The following is an 18,741-nucleotide window of genomic DNA, read 5'->3' as shown; positions in this document are numbered from 1 at the left end:
GTTCAATCGGCCTTGTCAGCGGAGCATTTGGAAGAGTGGCGGGATACCGGCGCGACATGTGCCGAACCGTTGTTCAGAGCAATCATCAATGCCTCGAGGCAGTGGCTCATCAGGCTGAACAGATCGCCGACGCCGACCTGGCGGTTGGCGGTCTTGAGTACGCGATCCAGGCAGGCGTCATCGTCATGGGCGGACGGCGACGATTTGAGCAGATCACGCAGGGATTCTTCAAACGGATCGTGCATACGCACCTCGCGGAATGTGTCGGCTAGACGAGGGAATCTTCGCCCGGGTCACATCCAGCGCCCGGCGCAGCGCGAAAAAAAGCGCGGATATTAACGCTTGAACAGCACGGAAGCACCTGTTGCATCGAAGTGCGCGACATTGATCCTGAACCAGGGCGACGGTTGCCCATCCGCCCTGAAGGCCGATCCCGGCACCAGGACAATGCCCTTCTCCACGCCTTCCTGAACGAACGCCTCGGGGTTCGCCACCTGTGGATGGCGTACCCAGACGAACATGCCGCCCTGCGGCTCGCAGAACGCCTCCCAGCCCCATTGCCGAAAGGCTTCCAGGGCCATCGCCTGGTGGGTGCGAAGTTTGTGCTGCACGGTAACCAGATGCCGCTGATAGGTGCCGTCGCCCAGGATGATGCTGACGAAGCGTTCGCAGAAGCCCGGCACCGCCACCATGGTCAGCAGTTTCAGGTCGGCCAGCCTGGCGATCAGTCGAGCCGGCCCTGCCACATAGCCGACCCGCAGCGAAGCCGACAGTGTCTTGGAAAAACTGCCGACATAGATCACCCGATCCAGACCATCCAGCATGGCCAGGCGGTTGGAGTGACCATTGCCGAAGTCGGCGTACACATCGTCCTCGACAATGGTCAGGTCATGCAGATGGGCCAGCCGCAACAACTGGAAGGCATTGCTGGCACTGATCGAAGAACCGGTCGGGTTGTGCAGCATCGAGTTGATGAAGAAGGCCTTGACCGGCAATTTCGCCAGGGTCTCGGCGAAGACGGCCAGGTCCGGCCCGTCTATCCGCCTGGGAATACCGATGACCTGTGCACCGCGCAACTTCAACAGTTGCACCAGATTGCTGTTGCAAGGGTCATCCACCAATACGTGATCGCCGGGCGCGACGAGCAAACGGATCAGCAGGTCCAGCGCATGGGTCGCGCCCAAGGTGGTCAACACCTGCTGCGGCTCCAGAATCAGCGACAGCTTCCGTTGCAGGTGCAGGCACAGTTGCTGGCGGAGCGGCAGATAACCGAGCGGATCGCCGTATTCCACCAGGGCACTTTTCGAGAAGTTCGCCGTACGACGTATCACCCGGGCCAGGACCTGGGTGTCGCGCCAGGCCGGTGGCAGCCAGCCGCAGCCGAGCTTCATCAATTCCGGCGAGCCATGAAAGAGTCGCCAGAAGCTGCCCAGCGGACCGCTCTCCGACTCCGATGCGACACTCGACATACCCGGCTGACGCGGCTGCGCATGGCTGTCGATGAAGAACCCACGCCCCTGTTGGGCACTGATACGGCCACTGGCCACCAGCTGTTCGTAGGCGGTGACCGCCGTGTGATAGCTGATGCCGTGATGGGCCGCGAGTTTGCGTATGGAGGGCAGGCGCTGCCCTGGCCGCAGCCTTCCCGCATCGATGAGCTGTTCTATCCGACTCACGATCTGAGCCGTCAAGGGCACCGTTCCCTGTCGATCGAGGTGCAACTCCATGAACATCCCTTTTGCGATACCGCACTGTTAGAGTGTTTTTTCTAACAGTTATGCAGATGGGACGTCCACTGTTTCTCCGCAGCCGTTCCGTTTCGGCAGAAGCTGCCCCCGCTAATGCCGCTCCCACTGCAAGGAGAGAACCGTGAGCGAAGCTTTGCCGGAACTGATACACCCCAGCACCTTGGTCAGCGACACCTCGAAGCTGATACCCAGCCTCAACGAGGGATGGTCGGACTGGAAATGGCAGCAGCGCAATGCGGTCACCAGTATCGACGACCTGCTGGACTATTTCCCCGGCCTGAAGGATGGAACTCTGCTGGAGCGCATCCGCTGCAACCTGAACGACCGCAAGCTGGCCATCACACCCTACACGATGCATCTGATCGAACGGGACGAGCAGGGCCTGCCGAAGACTAACGATCCCATCTGGCGCCAGGTCGTGCCCGTCTGGGATGAAGAACGAGGTCCGCAGACACTTTCCTATGACGGTGAATCGGAAAACTGGGAACTGCCCGGCGAGATGGTCACACCGATCTGCCAGCATAAGTACGACAATCGCGTCATCCTGCGTCTGGCCAACGTCTGCCACGCCTATTGCCAGTTCTGCTACGAAGCCCTGCGAACGCTGGAGAAACAGACGCAGAAGAGCTCGCTACGCAAGGACGAGTGGTCCGCGACGCTGGATTACATCCGCTCGCACCCGGAACTGGACGAAGTCATCCTCAGCGGCGGCGAGCCGCTGATGCACAGCGACAAACATCTCGACGGTTTCCTCAGCGATCTGCGTACCATCCGCTCGAACCTGATCATCCGCCTGCACACCCGAGCCCTGTCGTTCAACCCGTACCGAGTCACCGACGAGCTGGTGCAGATCCTCGCGCGGCACCAGGTCACCGCCGTCGGCCTGCATGTAGGACACCCCAACGAGATCACGCCCGATTTCCTTGCCGCCGCACGGAAGCTACGCTCCGCTTGCCCGATCCTGTTCGCCAACATGCCTTTCCTGGGTGGGATCAACGACCGCTACGAGACGCTGGCGACGCTCTGCCTGACGCTCTACCGCCACGGCATACAGCCTCACTACCTGTACCACTTCATGCCGTTCTCGCCGGGCAGCCAGGCGTTCCGAGCCAGTATCAGCGACGCCCTGGCCATTGTCGGACGGATGAAGCGCCGCTTGTCCAACATCGCCGTGCCCGAATACGTGCTGCCGCACAAGACCGGCAAATACACCGTGCCGCTCGACCTGCTAAAAGACCGCCCGCGTCTGGAGCATCACCCGGACGGCGAGTACCTGTATTTCCGCAACTGGCAAGGCCAGGCCTGCGTATTCCCGGAATGAGTTGTAAGAAGGAACCTACATGCGCAGCCGTTTTGCCGCACACCTCATCGAACAGGACAACCCGAACCCCTTCCCCGGCATCCCCGCCCTGGAGCGCAGGACGGGAATATCCATAGCCACCCGCCTCGGCTCGAACGAATGCCTGGATGCGCCGATGCAGGCACTCCAGGATCGCTTCGGCATGCAATTCTGCGAACTGGCACGTCTCTATGGCGATCCGGAATGCCACGCTCTGCGCGAAACGCTGGCTGTAATGAACCACGTCGATCTCGACGCGCTCCTCGTCGATGGCGGTGCCGATGCACTGATTTACCTCTGCCTTCGAGCCTTCTGCGATCCCGGCGACAAGGTCGTCTGCAGCGCCGGGACCTACCCGAGCTTCGGTTATTTCGCCCGCGCCGTGGGCTGCGTCATCGAGGAAGTCGCCTACCATGACGATGGACACGCCCTGCAGGTTGACCTCCAGGCCTTGCTGGACGCCGTTGTGCGTACCGAAGCGAAAGTCGTCTACATCGCCAACCCGGACAACCCCACCGGGAGCTGGCAGGGGATCGGCGACATCGCCGAGTTCGTTGCCCGGCTGCCCGAGACCTGCACCCTGGTGCTGGACGAAGCCTACATCGATTTCTGCGAAGCCCTGCAACCGGCCTTCGGCGGCACGTTGCCGGGCTGCGTGAGGCTCCGCTCGCTGTCGAAAGCCTATGCCCTCGCCGGACTCCGGGTGGGCTACGCTCTCGCCGCCCCGGATATCCTCGAACAACTGCACAAAGTTCGTATCCACTATGCCGTCGGCGGCTTGGCACAATACGCCGCCCAAGTGGCCTTGGACGACCCACGAACCCTTGCCACCCTCACCGAGGCCAGTTTCATCCGGGACGCGCTGACGGCCCATCTGTCTAACCTGGGCTTCCGGGTACTGCCCTCGGGCACCAACTTCGTCAGCCTCCTGCTGCCTTCCGCGCAGCTCGCCCAGAGCCTGGTCGAATACCTGCTGGAACAGCGCATCTCGGTCCACCGGCCACGCCATCCCGCTCTCGAGCGGCTGGTGCGGATCACCCTGTGCGCCGCAGCGCTGGACGAACCCTTCCTGTCCATCCTGCAGGAGACATCGCCATGAAAGAGCAATTGCGCCTACGGGACGCGGTCGTCGACGCCGCCCCCATCATGGTGAGCGGTTTCTTTTTCGGCCTGGTGTTCGGTGTGCTGGCCAGTAAGTCGGGAATCACGCCTCTCGCCGCCACACTGATGAGCGCCCTTGTATTCGCCGGCGCCTCGCAGTTCGTCGCAGTGGAGCAATGGCGACATCCCAATCTGCCCTGGCTGTCCATCGTCCTGACCACCTTGTTGATCAACCTGCGCCATCTGCTAATGAGCGCCTCCCTGCAACGCTCCTTCCAGAAACTCCCGAAAGGCCGCGTGGCCGCCTCCTTCGCCCTGCTGCTGATCGACGAAACCTGGGCGCTGGCCGAGCACCGCTTCCGCAAGGCCGCTCCGTCGCTGCGCTACTTCGTCACCGCCGGACTGGTGATCTATGTGGGTTGGGTGGGTGGCACCTTCATCGGGACACAGGTCGGATCGAACATTCCCGAACCGCGGATTTATGGCCTCGACTTCACCTTCGTGGCCATGTTCCTGTCGCTGATGGTCCTGCTCTGGCAGCGACAGCTGGACTTTCTCACCTGGCTGACGGCGGGACTGCTGTCGTTCCTCATCTCGCAGCTTCCTGGCCTCGGAGCGGCCGGCGTGGTGATCGCCGCCGTGGTCGCCAGCGCCGTGGTCGCCGCTCTTCCGGCGGCTCGGCAACCTGTCGTGGAGGCCGGACGATGAGTCCACTGGAACTCGCTGCCATTCTCGGCATGGCCTTGGCCACTTATCTGACGCGCATCGGCGGACTCGCCCTGGCCAATGATCGCATCGAAGTCGGCGGCTTCGCCGAGCGCTTCATGAAAAACCTGCCCCCGGCGATCCTGGCCGCCCTCATCAGCCCCAAACTGATGAACGGGGACGCGTCCATCTGGGGCGCGGCCCTGCTGACAGTCGGTGTCGTCTGGTACACCAAGAACACCTTGTTCGGCGTAGCCGCCGGCACGCTCGGCTGCGCCGCCATTCGCTGGATGATCGGATAACATCATGAAAATCGGCATCATAGACTCCACCCGCAACTGCTACGTCAGCCAACCGGATATCGAACAGGCCTGCTTCGGCGATACGCCGGTCCGGTTGTTCCAGGTATCCGGCTCCGACCAACTGCCCGACGAAATCGCAGAGTGCGACGGCTTGATCAGTTGGCACCTGGTTCCCGTCGATGCCGCGCTGATCGATCGCTTGGACAACTGCAGGGCCATCGTCCGGGCGGCGGTGGGCTACGACAACATCGATCTCGCCGCCGCCCGCCGGCGCGGTATCGCAGTGGCCAACGTGCCGGATTACGGCACCGAAGAAGTCGCCGACCATACCCTGGCCATGGCGCTTGGCCTGCTCCGCCACTTGCGCCAAGGGCATCGCGTGGTCAGCAATGGCAGCTGGGACTGGCGTGAAGTGGGCGAACTGCCGCGACTAAGCATGCTGCGCGTTGGGCTGATCGGTTTTGGCCGGATCGGCATGGCCGCAGCCCTCCGCTTCAAGGCGTTCGGCTGCGATGTCGCCTTCTACGACCCGGAACGGGACAGCGGCGCCGAGAAATCCCTCGGCGTACGCCGTTGCGAGTCCTTGCAAGAACTGCTGGCAACCTCAGACCTGATCAGCATCCATGCGCCGCTGACCGAACGGACGCACCACCTGATCAGCCATCGCGAGCTGCAGTTGCTGGAGGGCAAGTACCTGATCAACACCGCGCGCGGCCCCATCATTGACAGCTCCGCCTTGCTCCAGGCCTTGGCGCACCGTCGGCTGCGCGGATTGGCGCTGGATGTCTACGAGGACGAACGGCAACCGACTCCCGCTCTGTTCGATGAAGCCGACAACGTGATCCTTTCCCCCCATGTCGCCTTCTATTCGCAGGCTGCCCTGCCGGAGTTGCGTCACAAGGCCGCCAGCGTGCTGAAAAGCATCCTCGAGGAAGGCCACCATCGAAATATCCTGCGCTGACCGCCTGCTGGCCGAGTATTACGACGCCTTCTCCCAGCGCTGGATCGACCCACAGCCGCTGGAGGAAGCCCTGGCGGAGGCCCGGCAGGTGCTTTGGCTGGGCAGCTACTACGGCCTGGCGAAGCCGGCCGCGCACGCCGCATGGGTGATTGCCGACCTCAGCCCGACCATGCTGCGAATCGGCCTCGATCGACTGGACCTCTGCTTGGCTGTCGAAGCGGATATCCGCCGGCTACCTTTCAGCCAGTGCTTCGACAGCATCGTCGCACCCGGTTGCGTCACCGCCTACCTGCTGACCGAACACGACATCGAGGCGGCAGCGACAAGCCTCGCCGACGCCTTGCGCCGGCATCCCCGTGCGCGCCTGATGCTGGATGCCTATGACTGCGACAATATCTTTCTCAAGGACTATTTCCAGGGAGATCGCTGGCTACGTCTCGACGGCAGGGACTGGTTACGACGAGCCAGCCTGGAAAGAGACCCAGGACAACCTGGCGTTTTCGATGTGACCCTCGACTTCATCGCGCCGGGCAATATCGAGCGACACGGGCCCGTTCACTTTCGCCAACGTGCGTTTCGTCCCGAAGAACTCGCCGCTCCTTTCCTGAACAAGGGCCTGGAGCTGTTGCACCAGGTCCGGGACAGCACCCACGGGCGCTTCTACCTGACCTTCGCCCCCACCTGACGCGGACTCAGAGCCAGCGCAACCAGCGAAATACCAACCACTGACTAACCGCAATGGCAGCCGAGAACAGGCAGGCCCAGACGAATCCGAAAGTGTTTTCAGCACCCGGCATACCGCCGACGTTCATCCCCATCAGGCCGGTGAAGAAGCTCAGCGGCAAGAAGAATCCGGTGATGATGGTAAGCATGTACATGATCCGATTGGTGCGCTCGCTCAGGCGCCGCTGCTCCAGCGACTCCAGCAACGAGATTCGCTCGCGGATCATCTCCAGCTCTTCCAGGTTGCGGGTCAGGCTGTTGTGCAGCTCGTTCCAGTACACGGTGTCGTCGTCGACAAACCAGCTCAACTTATACCGCGCCATCTGCGCGAAGATTTCCCGCTGCGGCGCCAAATAGCGCTTCAGTCCCGCCGCGCGACGACGCAGGGTTTGCAATAGATAGCGATCCGGCAAGGCCCGTTCATCTTGCTCCACCGCCTCTTCCAGCTCGTCGAGTTGTTCGGACAGAAACACACTCAGATCGTCGACCTTGTCGGTCAGGTAGTCTGCCAAGCTCAGGACGATCTCGGAGGAAGTCTTCGGCCCCTGCCCGCGCTCCAACTCCTCGCGTACCTGGCTGACAGCCTTGGTCGGGCGCAAACGCAGGCTGATGACTCGCCGAGCGTCGCTGTAGACGCGCAGCGAGACCATATCCTCCGGCTCGGCACCGGGGTTCAGGTTCACCCCACGCAAGAACAGCAGGAGCCCATCTCCTGAAGAGGGAAGCATGCGTGGCCGGGTCGCTTCGGCCAGCAACAGATCGCAGTCGAACGGATTCAGGGCAGCCGATTCGCGCAACCATGCCTGAGCCTCCGGATGACCGCGATCCCAATGCAGCCAAAGCGACTCGTCCGGAGCCAGATCGAGAATCGCCAGCTCGTTGCGCGATACCTGTCGCCCGCCACCACGACCGTTCAATACAAAACCAAAGACCAGGCCGCGCTCGTCGGCATCGTTGTCAGTCATGCGGCTTCCTTGTGCTGGACAGCCGGCCGGAGCGGCCGGCTGCCTGGAGATCGACCGCCCTCTTCGCGAGAGCGGGCCCCATCACTCGGGCATCTGCAATGCCTTCGGCGACACGATGACGCCGTTGTTGTCGGCATACACATATTCGCCCGGACGGAATGTCACGCCGCCAAAGGTCACCGGCACATTGAGGTCGCCGATCCCACGCTTGTCGGTTTTCATCGGGTGGCTGGCCAGGGCCTGTACACCGAGATCGGTCTGGGCGATCACATCGACATCACGGATGCAGCCATAGACCACGATGCCTTCCCAGCCGTTGCGCGCCGCCTTTTCCGCCAGCATGTCGCCGAGCAGTGCACGGCGCAGCGAACCGCCGCCATCGACGACCAGCACCTTACCCTTGCCGTCCAGCTCGACCTGATCCTTGACCAGGGAATTGTCCTCGAAGCACTTGATGGTGACGATTTCGCCACCGAAGGAATCGCGACCGCCGAAATTGCTGAACATCGGCTCGACCACCTGGACAAGCTCCGGGTAGGCGTCGCACAGGTCGGGAGTGATGTAGTGCATGGCAAAGCTCCTGTTGAGGAAAAATCAGGGGATCGGCATCGGCACGATCACGACCGTGCACCGATGTCAGTTGGGTCGGGGCACCACCGTGGCACCGCGTGACCGGAATGTTTCAGGGCGTCACATCTTAGCCCCAAGCCTCGGGCAGAGGAACGCCCAGTCCGCCTCACTGCGGCCGCGCATTCTTGATTTCCCGGAAAAACAGCTTGTCCGGCCTGGGGCGTTATTCCGCCGTCAGAAAACTGCAAGATGGGCCTGAACCGGATGCGTCGAACGCGGCACATCCTGCGCAGTCAATCGACACGACGTTTCCATCCGAACAGGAGCCCTCTCATGAACATCGATCTTTCCAACAGACGCGCCGTGATCAGCGGATCGACGGCCGGCATTGGCCTGGCAATCGCCAAGGGCCTGGCCCGCGCCGGTGCGGAGGCCGTCATCAATGGCCGTACCCAGGCCCGGGTGGACGAAGCCCTGGCCAGCCTGCGCGAGGCCATTCCGCAGGCCCGACTCAGCGGTGTCGCCGCCGACCTGGGCAGCGCAGAGGGTATCGAGGCCTTCGTTGCCCAAGTTCCCGAAACGGATATCCTGGTCAACAACCTGGGCATCTTCGAGCCCAAGCCTTTCTTCGATATTCCGGACGCTGACTGGTTGCGCTTCTTCGATATCAACGTGATGAGCGGCGTTCGCCTGTCGCGTCACTATGCGCAAGGCATGCGTGACCGGGGCTGGGGCCGGGTACTGTTCCTGTCCAGCGAATCGGGGCTGCAGATTCCGCCGGAAATGGTCCACTACGGCGTGACCAAGACCGCCCAACTCGCGGTTTCCCGCGGCCTGGCGGAAACCCTGGCGGGCACCGGCGTGACGGTGAACGCCGTATTGCCGGGGCCGACCCGCTCGGAAGGCGTCGGTGAGTTCTTCGCCAAGATGGCTGCCGAACAGCGCGTTTCCCTGGACGAGATGGAGCGTAACTTTATCGCCGAACACCGCCCCACCTCGCTGATCAAACGCCTGGCGACCGTCGACGAAGTGGCCAATCTGGTGGTCTACCTGGCCTCGGAACAAGCCTCGGCCACCACGGGTGCGTCGCTGCGCGTGGACGGCGGTGTCACCCGATCCATCGCTTGAAACGTTCCTGACGAGTCCGGCGCGGTTCGGGCTCGTCAGGCCCGGGCCGGTTGACTGGCATTGGCCACACCGACCGGCAACCGTAATTCGCGCAACCAGTGCTCGACCAATGGCCAGACCTCGCACTGGGCGTTGCGGCTGATCAACATTTCCACGTGTCCGTAGGCCTCGGCGAAACCGGCTTTCGGCCCCAGGCAGAGAAACTCACGGGTCGACGAGGCGAACTGATCCAGCAGCTTGCGGCAGGCCCAGGCCGGGTCCTGCATATCCCCCTCGGCGGATACCGCCAACACTGGCATTTGCACCTCCGCCAGGCCTGCCCACCAATCGCGCTCCTTGTCACCGAAACGCCCGAACAGGCCATGCCAGCGCATGCTTTCCAGGGCCAGGCCGATCGGCTCGTCTTCGGGCCCGCGCTTCAGTCGTCGACCGGAGAGATGGTGGAAGCGCTTGAGCAGGAGGCGGCCACTCCATTCCACGGGAGGCACCTTGAGCGGCCAATAGATCCGGCTGATCTGGCTGCCGAACAGGGCTACCGAGACAACCTCGTCGTCGCCCAGGTAGTGACCGCCAAGCGTCGCGGCAAGCGTAATGCCTCCCAGGGAATGACCGAGCCAGTGGGCGCCCTGCCCCGTCTGCTCATGGACGAAAGCAGCAATGGCCGGCAGGTCGTAGCGTGCGTAATCGGCGACCCGATTGTACCGGTAGCGCTGGTTACGCGGCGACAGACCGTGCCCGCGCATTTCCGGAATCCAGACATCGAAGCCGGCACGCGCCAGATATGCCCCCAGCCCGACCCCCTTGGGGGAAAACCAGAAGCGCCGGTTGGAGAAGCTGCCATGGAGCAGCACCACGGGAACGCCGCGATGGGTCTCCTGGCCGCTCAGGCCCAAGCGCGTCACCGCCAGCTCGACACTGGAATCGGGGCTGTTGTTGGGCTTCAGGAGGTAGACATCCTCGGTGAGGTCGCCACGGATTTCGGCGCTCATCAAGGCGACGGGAAACAGATCACTGCTGCTTTGCATCTTTTGCTTCTTGCACAAAAAAGGGCGGGATCGATCCCCGCCCTTTTTCAATGGTGGCTATCGTGGGATCAAGCCTGGCCTTCGGCCAGGAAGAACCAGGTGTCGAGTACCGAGTCGGGGTTCAGCGACACGCTCTCGATGCCCTGCTCCATCAGCCACTTGGCCAGATCCGGATGGTCCGACGGGCCCTGGCCGCAGATGCCGATGTACTTACCGGCCTTGTTGCACGCCTGGATGGCATTGGCCAGCAGCTTCTTCACCGCCGGGTTACGCTCGTCGAACAGGTGGGCAATGATGCCGGAGTCACGGTCCAGGCCCAGGGTCAACTGGGTCAGGTCGTTGGAGCCGATGGAGAATCCATCGAAGAACTCGAGGAATTCTTCAGCCAGCAGCGCGTTGGACGGCAGCTCGCACATCATGATGACGCGCAGGCCATTCTCGCCACGCTTGAGACCGTTGCTCGCCAGCAGCTCGACCACCTGGCTGGCCTCGCCGAGGGTGCGCACGAAGGGCACCATGATTTCGACGTTGGTCAGCCCCATCTCGTTGCGCACCTTCTTCAGCGCACGGCATTCCAGCTCGAAGCAATCGCGGAACGATTCGCTGATGTAACGGGAAGCGCCGCGGAAGCCGAGCATCGGGTTCTCTTCTTCCGGCTCGTAGAGCTTGCCGCCGATCAGGTTGGCGTATTCGTTGGACTTGAAGTCGGACAGGCGAACGATGACTTTCTTCGGCCAGAACGCCGCGGCCAGGGTGCTGATGCCTTCGACCAGCTTCTCGACGTAGAAGCCCACCGGATCGTCGTAACCGGCGATGCGCTTTTCCACGCTGTCCTTGATCTCGGCCGGCAGGCTGGCAAAATTCAGCAGCGCCTTCGGGTGCACGCCGATCATGCGGTTGATGATGAACTCGAGGCGGGCCAGGCCCACGCCCTCGTTGGGCAGTTGGGCGAAGTCGAACGCACGGTCCGGATTGCCGACGTTCATCATGATCTTGAACGGCAGTTCGGGCATGGCATCGACGGAGTTCTTGCGGATATCGAAGCCTAGCTGGCCTTCGAAGATGAAACCGGTATCGCCTTCCGCGCAGGACACGGTGACGCGCTGGCCATCCTGCAGCACCTGGGTGGCGTTACCGCAACCGACCACAGCCGGGATGCCCAGTTCGCGGGCGATGATCGCCGCGTGGCAGGTACGCCCGCCACGGTTGGTGACGATGGCGCTGGCGCGCTTCATGATCGGTTCCCAATCCGGGTCGGTCATGTCGGAAACCAGTACGTCGCCCGGCTGGACCTTGTCCATCTCGGCGATGTCGTGGATCACCTTCACCGGGCCGGCGCCGATGCGCTGGCCGATCGCACGGCCTTCCACCAGGACCTTGCCCTTTTCCTTCAACAGATAGCGCTCCATGACGGTAGCGCTGGCACGGCTCTTCACGGTTTCCGGGCGGGCCTGGACGACATACAGCTTGCCGTCGTCGCCGTCCTTGGCCCACTCGATGTCCATCGGGCGGCCATAGTGTTTCTCGATGATCAATGCCTGCTTGGCCAGCTCGGTGACTTCCTCGTCGGTGATGCAGAAACGCGCACGGTCGGCGCGATCCACTTCGACGGTCTTGACCGACTTGCCGGCCTTGGCTTCTTCGCCATAGACCATCTTGATCGCCTTGCTGCCGAGGTTGCGGCGCAGAATCGCCGGGCGGCCGGCCTGGAGGGTCGGCTTGTGCACGTAGAATTCATCGGGGTTCACCGCGCCTTGTACCACGGTCTCACCGAGGCCGTAGGCGCCGGTGATGAACACCACGTCGCGGAAACCGGACTCGGTGTCGAGGGTGAACATCACGCCGGCGGTGCCGGTTTCCGAACGCACCATGCGCTGCACGCCGGCGGACAGGGCGACCAGCTTGTGGTCGAAACCCTGGTGAACGCGATAGGCAATGGCGCGGTCGTTGAAGAGAGAGGCGAAGACTTCCTTGGCGGCACGGATGACGTTATCGACGCCGCGGATGTTCAGGAAGGTTTCCTGCTGGCCGGCAAAGGAGGCGTCCGGCAGGTCTTCAGCGGTGGCGGAAGAGCGAACGGCGACAGCCAGGTTGTCGTTACCGGCGGACAGTTCGGCGAAGGCCTTGCGGATATCGGCATCGAGCTGGGCCGGGAACTCGGCTTCCATGACCCACTGGCGAATCTGTGCACCGGTCTTGGCCAGGGCATTGACGTCATCCACGTCCAGCGCATCGAGGGCGGCATGGATGCGGTCGTTCAGACCGCTCTGCTCCAGGAAGTCCCGGAAGGCCTGGGCCGTGGTGGCGAAACCACCGGGTACGGAAACACCGGCACCGGCGAGGTTGCTGATCATCTCGCCCAGGGAGGCGTTCTTGCCCCCTACTCGCTCAACGTCGTGATTGCCGAGCTTATCGAGGGAAACTACGTACTCAACCAAGGTGATCTCTCCACTATGTGTTGGAAAAGCTCATGCGGAAAAGCTCCGCGTGATTGTGGCCCGCACCGCGAATGGGTAACAATGCCGATCGGCACAGCCCCTCGCAAAAAGCGGGCCTATGATAGCCAAGAATCGTTCCTACCTTAAGGCTTTCGGCGCAAATGAAACGAACCGCTTTCTTCATCTCCGACGGGACCGGTATCACTGCCGAAACCCTGGGCCAGAGCCTGTTGGCGCAATTCGAAACGATCAACTTCACGAAGTTGACGCGCCCATACGTCGACAGCGTCGAAAAAGCGCGCGCCATCGTACAGCAAATCAATAGCGCTGCCGAGAAAGACGGCGCCCGGCCGATCATCTTCGACACTATCGTGAACCAGGAAATCCGCGACACCCTGGCCGAATCCAATGGGTTCATGATCGACATCTTCTCCACCTTTCTCGCACCGCTGGAACACGAGCTCACCTCGCATTCCTCGTATTCCGTGGGTAAATCCCACTCCATCGGCCACAACTCCAACTACATGGAGCGCATCGAGGCGGTCAACTTCGCCCTCGACAACGACGACGGCGCCCGCACTCACTACTACGACAAGGCCGACCTGATCCTCGTCGGCGTGTCCCGCTGCGGCAAGACACCCACCTGCCTCTACATGGCCATGCAGTACGGCATCCGCGCCGCGAACTACCCGCTGACCGAAGAGGACATGGAGCGCCTGCAACTGCCGACGGCGCTCAAGGCTTACAAGAACAAGCTGTTCGGCCTCACCATCGACCCCGACCGGCTCGCCGCCATCCGCCACGAACGCAAGCCGAACAGCCGCTACGCCAGCTATGCCCAGTGCGAATTCGAGGTTCGCGAGGTGGAGAACCTGTTCCGCCGCGAAAATATCGCCTACATCAATTCCACGCACTTCTCGGTGGAGGAAATCTCCGCCAAGATCCTCGTGGAAAAGGGTGTCGAACGACGCCTCAAGTAACCGCTTCGGTTGAGACAAGGAAAAACCCGCTTAGTGCGGGTTTTTTTATTGAACCCGGTCATGTTTCGAGCGAGCGATCGGCGCTATGCCGCACCCCAGAGCGGGCAACAAGAAACAGGATCAGGGCGGCCGCGACGATCGCCACGCCGATACCGACCGATATCCCCAGCGTCGGGCGCGCACCGAGTCGCTCGCGCGCTTCGGCACAGGCCAGCGGTGCGATAGCCGAAAGAACATAGCTCGGCAGCAACAGGCGCCCGACCCGCGCGCCATAACCCTGCGCACCGAACAACACCAATGGCAGCCCCGCCCGGACGATGGCGGCCAGGCCGTTGGCCGCCCCGTAGCCGAACACGAAGAGTGCCGCAAGCCAGGCCTGCGCGCCGCCCAGCCAGCCGATCGCCAGGCTGACGGGCAAGCAGGCGGCGGCCAGCAGACTGTGCAGGAGGATAGGCAGGCGTGCTCCGTAGAGCATGTCGACGAAACGGGCGCAGAGCTGGCCGAAGCCCCAGAGCGCCGCCACCCCGACCGACCATCCAGCGGCGCCGCCAAGCTCATCCAGCAACCCGGGCAGATGGGCCGACAGGCCGGCCGAGAGGAAGCTGGTGAGCATCGTTATCGAGGTGAACAAGAGGCTCACCAACCAGACAGGGTTCCGAGGCTCAGGACCCTCGATTGACCCACGCTGGGAGGGAGGCACGCCCTCACCCGGCACGCTGCGGAGCAAGGGCAGGCACGCCAGGGCGAACAGCGCGTAGACACACAAGGCACCGCGCCAGCCGAGCACCTGCAAAAGCCCCTGTCCCAACGGCCAGAACACTGTCGAGGCCAGCCCTCCCCAGAGCGTCACCCGCGCCATGACCTCTAGAACCTGCCCCCTGGCGCCCTGCGCCAAGCTGGTGGACAACGCGTCGTAGAGCATCAGCCGCATGCCGACACCAAGCACCAGCCAGCCTAGGTAGTACACCGGAATATGGGTGCTACCAGCGATGACTAGGCAACCCAGTGCGTTGCAGCAGGCACCTGCACTCATGACCCGGCGCCCACCGTATCGGTCGATCCATTCGCCGGCCAGCGGCGAGAGCAGCGGCGAGAGCAACGCCATGCAGCACAAGGCGGCGGAAAGCCCGCCGTAGACCTGCGAGCGGCTCCAGCCCTGGGCAGAAACGATGGCCTCGCCCAAGGCGCCGGGCAAATAAAAGCTGATGCCCCAGCCGATCAACTGGGCGAGGCCGAGCCGGGCAATAGCTCCTCGACCGAGCAATGGCGGGCTCGCCGTCATGTCCCACCGCCTGGCAGCGTCCGCGCGCCATCACCGAGGGCGCGCTGCATCAGCACCGTATCCACCCAGCGGCCATGCTTGAAACCGACCGACTCGAGAATCCCGACCAGACGGAAGCCCAAGCGCTCATGCAGCCCGAGTGACCCCGCATTAGCGCTGTTGCCGACGATCGCCACCATCTGCCGGAAGCCCGCGGCCTCACAGCGCTCGATCAGCTCGGCCAGCAAGCGCCGGCCAACACCCCGCCCCTGCTGCCCCTCGGCCACATAGACCGAATCCTCGACACAGTAGCGGTAGGCGGGACGCGGTCGGTATGGCGTGGCGTAGCAGTAGCCGATGATCGCTCCCCGATATTCGGCAACCAGATAAGGCAGCCCGCTGCCCAGTACCGCCTCCCGGCGCTTCTGCATCTCCGGGACATCGGGCGGGGCCAACTCAAAGGTGGCGATGCCATGCAGCACCTGCTCCGCATAGATGGCCGCCACCGCAGCCATATCGTCTTCCTGGGCATCCCGAACCCATATTTCGTGCTCCAACTCGCTCACAGCCACCTCGTCATGCCCATGCATCGATGGAGACGATGATGCGGAGCCGGCTAGTATTAATGAAGCTTTGACGCCTTATGTTTCGGATAAGAAATTCTTTGCCATGGCACTCAACCTGGATCATCTACGCAGCTTTGCCGAGGTCATCGATAGCGGTAGTTTCTCCGCGGCCGCGGAACGCCTGGGGCTGACCCAACCCGCCGTAAGCCTGCAGATTCGCCAACTGGAACGCCGCCTCGGCGTGCGCCTGATCGAGCGCGTGGCCCGGCGGGCCACACCGACACCGGCGGGAACAGAACTACTCGAGCATGCCCGGCGCATCGAAGCGGCCGTCGAAGACGCCATGCATGCCATGGCCGGACACCATCAGGGAATCAGCGGGAGCGTCGGTATGGGCACCGGCGCCACTGCCTGCATCCATCTGCTGCCGCCGCTGCTGAGCGAACTGCACCGGGCATTTCCGGCGCTGGAGGTACAGGTCAGCACCGGCAACACGGCCCAGTTCGTCAAGGCCGTGGAAGACAACCGGCTCGACCTAGCCCTGGTCACGCTCCCGGTTTCCTCGCGCAGCCTGCAGATCACGCCGGTACTGGAGGACGAATTCGTCGCCATTTTCGCCGAGACCGATACCAGCTCCGTTACCGCAGCGCCGACACCCGCAGCGCTGGCCGAACGGCCGATGGTGGTCTTCGAGGCCCATACCAACACGCGCCAACTGATCGATGACTGGTTTCTCCAGGCGGGGCTGCGCCCGAAGCCGACAATGGAGTTAGGCAGCATCGAAGCCATCAAGGAAATGGTCGCCGCCGGCCTCGGCTTCGGCATCGTGCCGGCCATGGCCGTCGCGGCTCGGCGGCACCGTCGCGGGTTGCGCGTCCTGCCGCTGAAACCGGGGCTGTCGCGTACCCTGGCCATCGTCATGCGTCAGGACAAGCCGCTGAACCGCGGCCTGCAGCAGGTCGTGCAGGCCCTGCGCTCGCTCACTCCGCCCGTGGTAGAGGCTCCCTGAGCGTCAGATCACGAAAAGTGCCATGAAACGATCCACCGGCGTGCTCTCCAACTTCGCCTGATCCTGGCAAAGCGAGAAAATCTGCATGCAGCGCTGACTGGGGAAACGGCTGGCCAGATTGGCCTTGAATTTCTCTTCCAGCAGGGGAATGCCTTCGGCGCGGCGGCGGCGATGGCCGATGGGGTATTCCACTTCCACCTTCTCGGTGGCGCTGCCGTCCGTGAAGAACACCTGAACGGCATTGGCGATGGAGCGCTTGTCGGCTTCCAGGTATTCCCGGCTGTAGCGCTCATCCTCGACGATCACCATCTTGGCGCGCAGTGCATCGATAATCGGATGGGCAGCGTGGAAGTCATCCTCGTAATGCTCGGCCACCAGATCGCCGAAGATCAGCGGCACGGCGGTCATGTATTGCAGGCAGTGGTCACGGTCCGCGGCGTTGGCCAGTGGGCCCACCTTGGAAATGATGCGGATCGCCGATTCGTGGGTGGTGATGACGATCCGGTCGATCTCGTGCAGGCGGTCCTTCACCGAAGGGTACAGCGCCCGCGCGGCTTCGCAGGCCGTCTGCGCATGGAATTCGGCCGGAAAGCTGATCTTGAACAGCACGTGCTCCATCACATAGCTGCCGAATGCCCGCGGAAGACTGAACCGGCGCTGCTCCGCCGGCTTGGTCGCCAGATCCTTGTTGGTGTGGCTGAACGACACATCGTAGAAGCCCCACTGCGGCGCGGTGAGCGCACCAGGAATACCCATCTCGCCGCGCAGGGCGATGTCGGCCAGGCGCACGCCACGGCTCGTGGCATCCCCCGCCGCCCAAGACTTCCGCGAGCCGGCATTCGGTGCGTGACGGTAGGTGCGCAACGCCTGACCATCGACGAAGGCATGGGACAGCGCGGAGAGCATCTGTTCGCGATTGGCGCCCATGAGCCGGGCACAGACGACGGTGGACGCCACTTTGACCAGGATCACATGGTCCAGCCCGACGCGATTGAAAGCGTTTTCCAGCGCCAGCACGCCCTGGACTTCATGCGCCGTGACCATCGCATCCAGTACGCTGCGCAGGGTCAGTGGCGGGTCGCCTTGCGCGACGCGCTTCTGCGAGAGATGGTCCGCCACGGCGAGGATGCCGCCGAGATTGTCGGACGGGTGCCCCCACTCCGCCGCCAGCCAGGTGTCGTTGTAGTCCAGCCAGCGCACGAGACAGCCGATGTCCCAAGCGGCTTTCACCGGATCGAGGCGGAACCGGGTGCCCGGCACGCGGGCTCCGAAGGGAACGATCGTGTCCTCGACGATCGGCCCGAGAAGCTTGGTGCATTCGGGGAAACGCAGGGCCAGCAAGCCGCAGCCGAGGGTGTCCATCAGGCAATAGCGGGCGGTCACCAGGGCTTCGGCGGACTCGACCCGGTAGGTCAGGACGTAATCGGCGATAGCCTGCAGGACCTGGTCGTAGTCGGGGCGGACGTTCAGATCAAAGTTCGCTGACATGGTCGTACCTCTTCAAGCAAGGATACGGATAACGCAAACCCTATTACGGAAACACTCACCCTGCGCTTTCTTTCTGTTGCCAGAATAGCGAATCCACCCGGACCCGACGGGAAGTGCCTGGAGCCAGCCAGGCTTGAGTCCGTATGGAGATTGAAGAGGTGGGATAGGAATCCCGCGCCTGTGATTTCATACACAGGCACGGGATTGTTCTACGACAACGCTTACTGCCAACTCGCCGCCAACACCGGTGCCAGTTGCTCCTTCACTTCCTGCGGGATGCTCGTGCCCGCTGCGGGCACAGCGAATGCCGCCATCGCCGAGACCAGGTTGTCTACCTGGTTGTTCAGCAGTGCCGATGAGCCGGCTTCGATGCGATCCAGTTGGTTATTGGCGTCGGTGTACCACTTGCTGACAATCACCCGGTCGCGGCTG

18 protein-coding genes and 1 pseudogene are annotated in these 18,741 nt (G+C 62.9%); 9 read left to right on the top strand and 10 right to left on the bottom strand.

Going from position 1 to position 18,741, the window contains the following annotated elements; translation table 11 throughout:
• Window positions 1-2 precede the first annotated feature (2 nt).
• Together BZL41_RS18305 and BZL41_RS18300 are read right to left on the bottom strand one after the other, a co-directional pair.
• Window positions 3-251: a CrfX protein gene (locus BZL41_RS18305; RefSeq protein ID WP_174706185.1), complete on the bottom strand. Its 249-nt coding sequence runs from the start codon at window positions 249-251 to the stop codon at window positions 3-5.
• 84 nt (window positions 252-335) lie between these two features.
• Complete coding sequence (locus BZL41_RS18300) at window positions 336-1,727, bottom strand: PLP-dependent aminotransferase family protein (RefSeq protein ID WP_371916549.1); 1,392 nt, start codon at window positions 1,725-1,727, stop codon at window positions 336-338.
• A gap of 142 nt (window positions 1,728-1,869) precedes the next feature.
• Here BZL41_RS18300 and BZL41_RS18295 point away from each other — a divergent pair, with 142 nt between their 5' ends.
• From BZL41_RS18295 to BZL41_RS18270, 6 genes are all read left to right on the top strand, one after another.
• On the top strand, window positions 1,870-3,069 hold the full coding sequence (locus tag BZL41_RS18295; RefSeq protein WP_095600632.1) for a KamA family radical SAM protein: 1,200 nt from the start codon (window positions 1,870-1,872) through the stop codon (window positions 3,067-3,069).
• Window positions 3,070-3,088: 19 nt separating this feature from the next.
• The gene (locus tag BZL41_RS18290; protein WP_095600631.1) at window positions 3,089-4,186 is read left to right on the top strand and encodes a histidinol-phosphate transaminase; all 1,098 of its coding nucleotides are present in this window, start codon (window positions 3,089-3,091) and stop codon (window positions 4,184-4,186) included.
• A complete protein-coding gene (locus tag BZL41_RS18285) occupies window positions 4,183-4,896 on the top strand; it encodes an AzlC family ABC transporter permease (protein ID WP_095600630.1) in 714 nt (237 codons plus the stop codon). The genes BZL41_RS18290 and BZL41_RS18285 overlap by 4 nt, the downstream gene beginning before the upstream one ends.
• The gene (locus BZL41_RS18280; protein WP_095600629.1) at window positions 4,893-5,195 is read left to right on the top strand and encodes an AzlD family protein; all 303 of its coding nucleotides are present in this window, start codon (window positions 4,893-4,895) and stop codon (window positions 5,193-5,195) included. Before BZL41_RS18285 ends, BZL41_RS18280 begins: the two co-directional genes overlap by 4 nt.
• A gap of 4 nt (window positions 5,196-5,199) precedes the next feature.
• Entirely contained in the window at window positions 5,200-6,156 is a 957-nt protein-coding gene (locus BZL41_RS18275; protein ID WP_095600628.1) for a C-terminal binding protein, read from the top strand.
• Window positions 6,157-6,244: 88 nt separating this feature from the next.
• Window positions 6,245-6,841 carry a class I SAM-dependent methyltransferase gene (locus BZL41_RS18270; RefSeq protein ID WP_095600627.1) on the top strand — a complete coding sequence of 199 codons (597 nt, stop codon included), beginning with the start codon at window positions 6,245-6,247 and terminating at the stop codon, window positions 6,839-6,841.
• Between the two features lie 7 nt (window positions 6,842-6,848).
• Here BZL41_RS18270 and BZL41_RS18265 read toward each other — a convergent pair whose 3' ends face one another.
• Together BZL41_RS18265 and rraA are read right to left on the bottom strand one after the other, a co-directional pair.
• Window positions 6,849-7,844, bottom strand: a complete 996-nt coding sequence (locus BZL41_RS18265) for a zinc transporter ZntB (RefSeq protein WP_095600626.1) — start codon at window positions 7,842-7,844, stop codon at window positions 6,849-6,851.
• 81 nt (window positions 7,845-7,925) lie between these two features.
• Window positions 7,926-8,414, bottom strand: a complete 489-nt coding sequence (rraA, locus tag BZL41_RS18260; protein ID WP_084333718.1) for a ribonuclease E activity regulator RraA — start codon at window positions 8,412-8,414, stop codon at window positions 7,926-7,928.
• A 333-nt stretch (window positions 8,415-8,747) separates the two neighbouring features.
• On the opposite strand from rraA, the gene BZL41_RS18255 reads away from it, so the two are divergent.
• Window positions 8,748-9,542 (top strand): SDR family NAD(P)-dependent oxidoreductase, encoded by a 795-nt coding sequence (locus BZL41_RS18255; RefSeq protein WP_095600625.1) that lies wholly within the window; start codon window positions 8,748-8,750, stop codon window positions 9,540-9,542.
• Between the two features lie 35 nt (window positions 9,543-9,577).
• On the opposite strand, the gene BZL41_RS18250 is transcribed toward BZL41_RS18255, so the two are convergent.
• Window positions 9,578-10,567, bottom strand: coding sequence for an alpha/beta fold hydrolase (locus BZL41_RS18250; RefSeq protein ID WP_095600624.1), 990 nt, complete (start codon window positions 10,565-10,567; stop codon window positions 9,578-9,580).
• 68 nt (window positions 10,568-10,635) lie between these two features.
• Window positions 10,636-13,005 (bottom strand): phosphoenolpyruvate synthase, encoded by a 2,370-nt coding sequence (gene ppsA / locus BZL41_RS18245; RefSeq protein ID WP_095600623.1) that lies wholly within the window; start codon window positions 13,003-13,005, stop codon window positions 10,636-10,638.
• Window positions 13,006-13,166: 161 nt separating this feature from the next.
• On the opposite strand from ppsA, the gene BZL41_RS18240 reads away from it, so the two are divergent.
• Window positions 13,167-13,985, top strand: coding sequence for a pyruvate, water dikinase regulatory protein (locus BZL41_RS18240; RefSeq protein WP_095600622.1), 819 nt, complete (start codon window positions 13,167-13,169; stop codon window positions 13,983-13,985).
• A 58-nt stretch (window positions 13,986-14,043) separates the two neighbouring features.
• Here the strand turns inward: BZL41_RS18240 and BZL41_RS18235 are convergent, their stop codons facing one another.
• Together BZL41_RS18235 and BZL41_RS18230 are read right to left on the bottom strand one after the other, a co-directional pair.
• Window positions 14,044-15,267 carry an MFS transporter gene (locus BZL41_RS18235; protein ID WP_095600621.1) on the bottom strand — a complete coding sequence of 408 codons (1,224 nt, stop codon included), beginning with the start codon at window positions 15,265-15,267 and terminating at the stop codon, window positions 14,044-14,046.
• A complete protein-coding gene (locus tag BZL41_RS18230) occupies window positions 15,264-15,761 on the bottom strand; it encodes an N-acetyltransferase family protein (RefSeq protein ID WP_371916551.1) in 498 nt (165 codons plus the stop codon). Before BZL41_RS18230 ends, BZL41_RS18235 begins: the two co-directional genes overlap by 4 nt.
• Before the next feature lie 154 nt (window positions 15,762-15,915).
• Here BZL41_RS18230 and BZL41_RS18225 point away from each other — a divergent pair, with 154 nt between their 5' ends.
• Complete coding sequence (locus BZL41_RS18225) at window positions 15,916-16,821, top strand: LysR family transcriptional regulator (protein WP_095600619.1); 906 nt, start codon at window positions 15,916-15,918, stop codon at window positions 16,819-16,821.
• Between the two features lie 3 nt (window positions 16,822-16,824).
• Here the strand turns inward: BZL41_RS18225 and prpD are convergent, their stop codons facing one another.
• Both prpD and BZL41_RS28620 read right to left on the bottom strand, forming a co-directional pair.
• On the bottom strand, window positions 16,825-18,309 hold the full coding sequence (gene prpD, locus BZL41_RS18220) for a 2-methylcitrate dehydratase (RefSeq protein WP_095600618.1): 1,485 nt from the start codon (window positions 18,307-18,309) through the stop codon (window positions 16,825-16,827).
• 221 nt (window positions 18,310-18,530) lie between these two features.
• Window positions 18,531-18,741, bottom strand: a pseudogene (locus BZL41_RS28620) (Ig family protein); the annotation flags it as partial.

Source organism: Pseudomonas sp. PIC25, from assembly GCF_002286785.1.
GTDB lineage: Bacteria > Pseudomonadota > Gammaproteobacteria > Pseudomonadales > Pseudomonadaceae > Pseudomonas_M.
The sequence above is the reverse complement of the archived record's forward strand: the minus strand, read 5'-3'. Positions and strand labels throughout refer to the sequence as shown.

What these genes read in the sequence shown, in the direction of transcription:
- BZL41_RS18300 (WP_371916549.1), bottom strand. Translation starts at nt 1,727, where the DNA reads ATGGAGTTGCACCTCGATCGACAGGGAACGGTGCCCTTGACGGCTCAG.
- BZL41_RS18290 (WP_095600631.1), top strand. Translation starts at nt 3,089, where the DNA reads ATGCGCAGCCGTTTTGCCGCACACCTCATCGAACAGGACAACCCGAAC.
- BZL41_RS18285 (WP_095600630.1), top strand. Translation starts at nt 4,183, where the DNA reads ATGAAAGAGCAATTGCGCCTACGGGACGCGGTCGTCGACGCCGCCCCC.
- BZL41_RS18280 (WP_095600629.1), top strand. Translation starts at nt 4,893, where the DNA reads ATGAGTCCACTGGAACTCGCTGCCATTCTCGGCATGGCCTTGGCCACT.
- BZL41_RS18275 (WP_095600628.1), top strand. Translation starts at nt 5,200, where the DNA reads ATGAAAATCGGCATCATAGACTCCACCCGCAACTGCTACGTCAGCCAA.
- BZL41_RS18265 (WP_095600626.1), bottom strand. Translation starts at nt 7,844, where the DNA reads ATGACTGACAACGATGCCGACGAGCGCGGCCTGGTCTTTGGTTTTGTA.
- rraA (WP_084333718.1), bottom strand. Translation starts at nt 8,414, where the DNA reads ATGCACTACATCACTCCCGACCTGTGCGACGCCTACCCGGAGCTTGTC.
- BZL41_RS18255 (WP_095600625.1), top strand. Translation starts at nt 8,748, where the DNA reads ATGAACATCGATCTTTCCAACAGACGCGCCGTGATCAGCGGATCGACG.
- BZL41_RS18250 (WP_095600624.1), bottom strand. Translation starts at nt 10,567, where the DNA reads ATGCAAAGCAGCAGTGATCTGTTTCCCGTCGCCTTGATGAGCGCCGAA.
- BZL41_RS18240 (WP_095600622.1), top strand. Translation starts at nt 13,167, where the DNA reads ATGAAACGAACCGCTTTCTTCATCTCCGACGGGACCGGTATCACTGCC.
- BZL41_RS18235 (WP_095600621.1), bottom strand. Translation starts at nt 15,267, where the DNA reads ATGACGGCGAGCCCGCCATTGCTCGGTCGAGGAGCTATTGCCCGGCTC.
- BZL41_RS18230 (WP_371916551.1), bottom strand. Translation starts at nt 15,761, where the DNA reads ATGGCTGCGGTGGCGGCCATCTATGCGGAGCAGGTGCTGCATGGCATC.
- BZL41_RS18225 (WP_095600619.1), top strand. Translation starts at nt 15,916, where the DNA reads ATGGCACTCAACCTGGATCATCTACGCAGCTTTGCCGAGGTCATCGAT.
- prpD (WP_095600618.1), bottom strand. Translation starts at nt 18,309, where the DNA reads ATGTCAGCGAACTTTGATCTGAACGTCCGCCCCGACTACGACCAGGTC.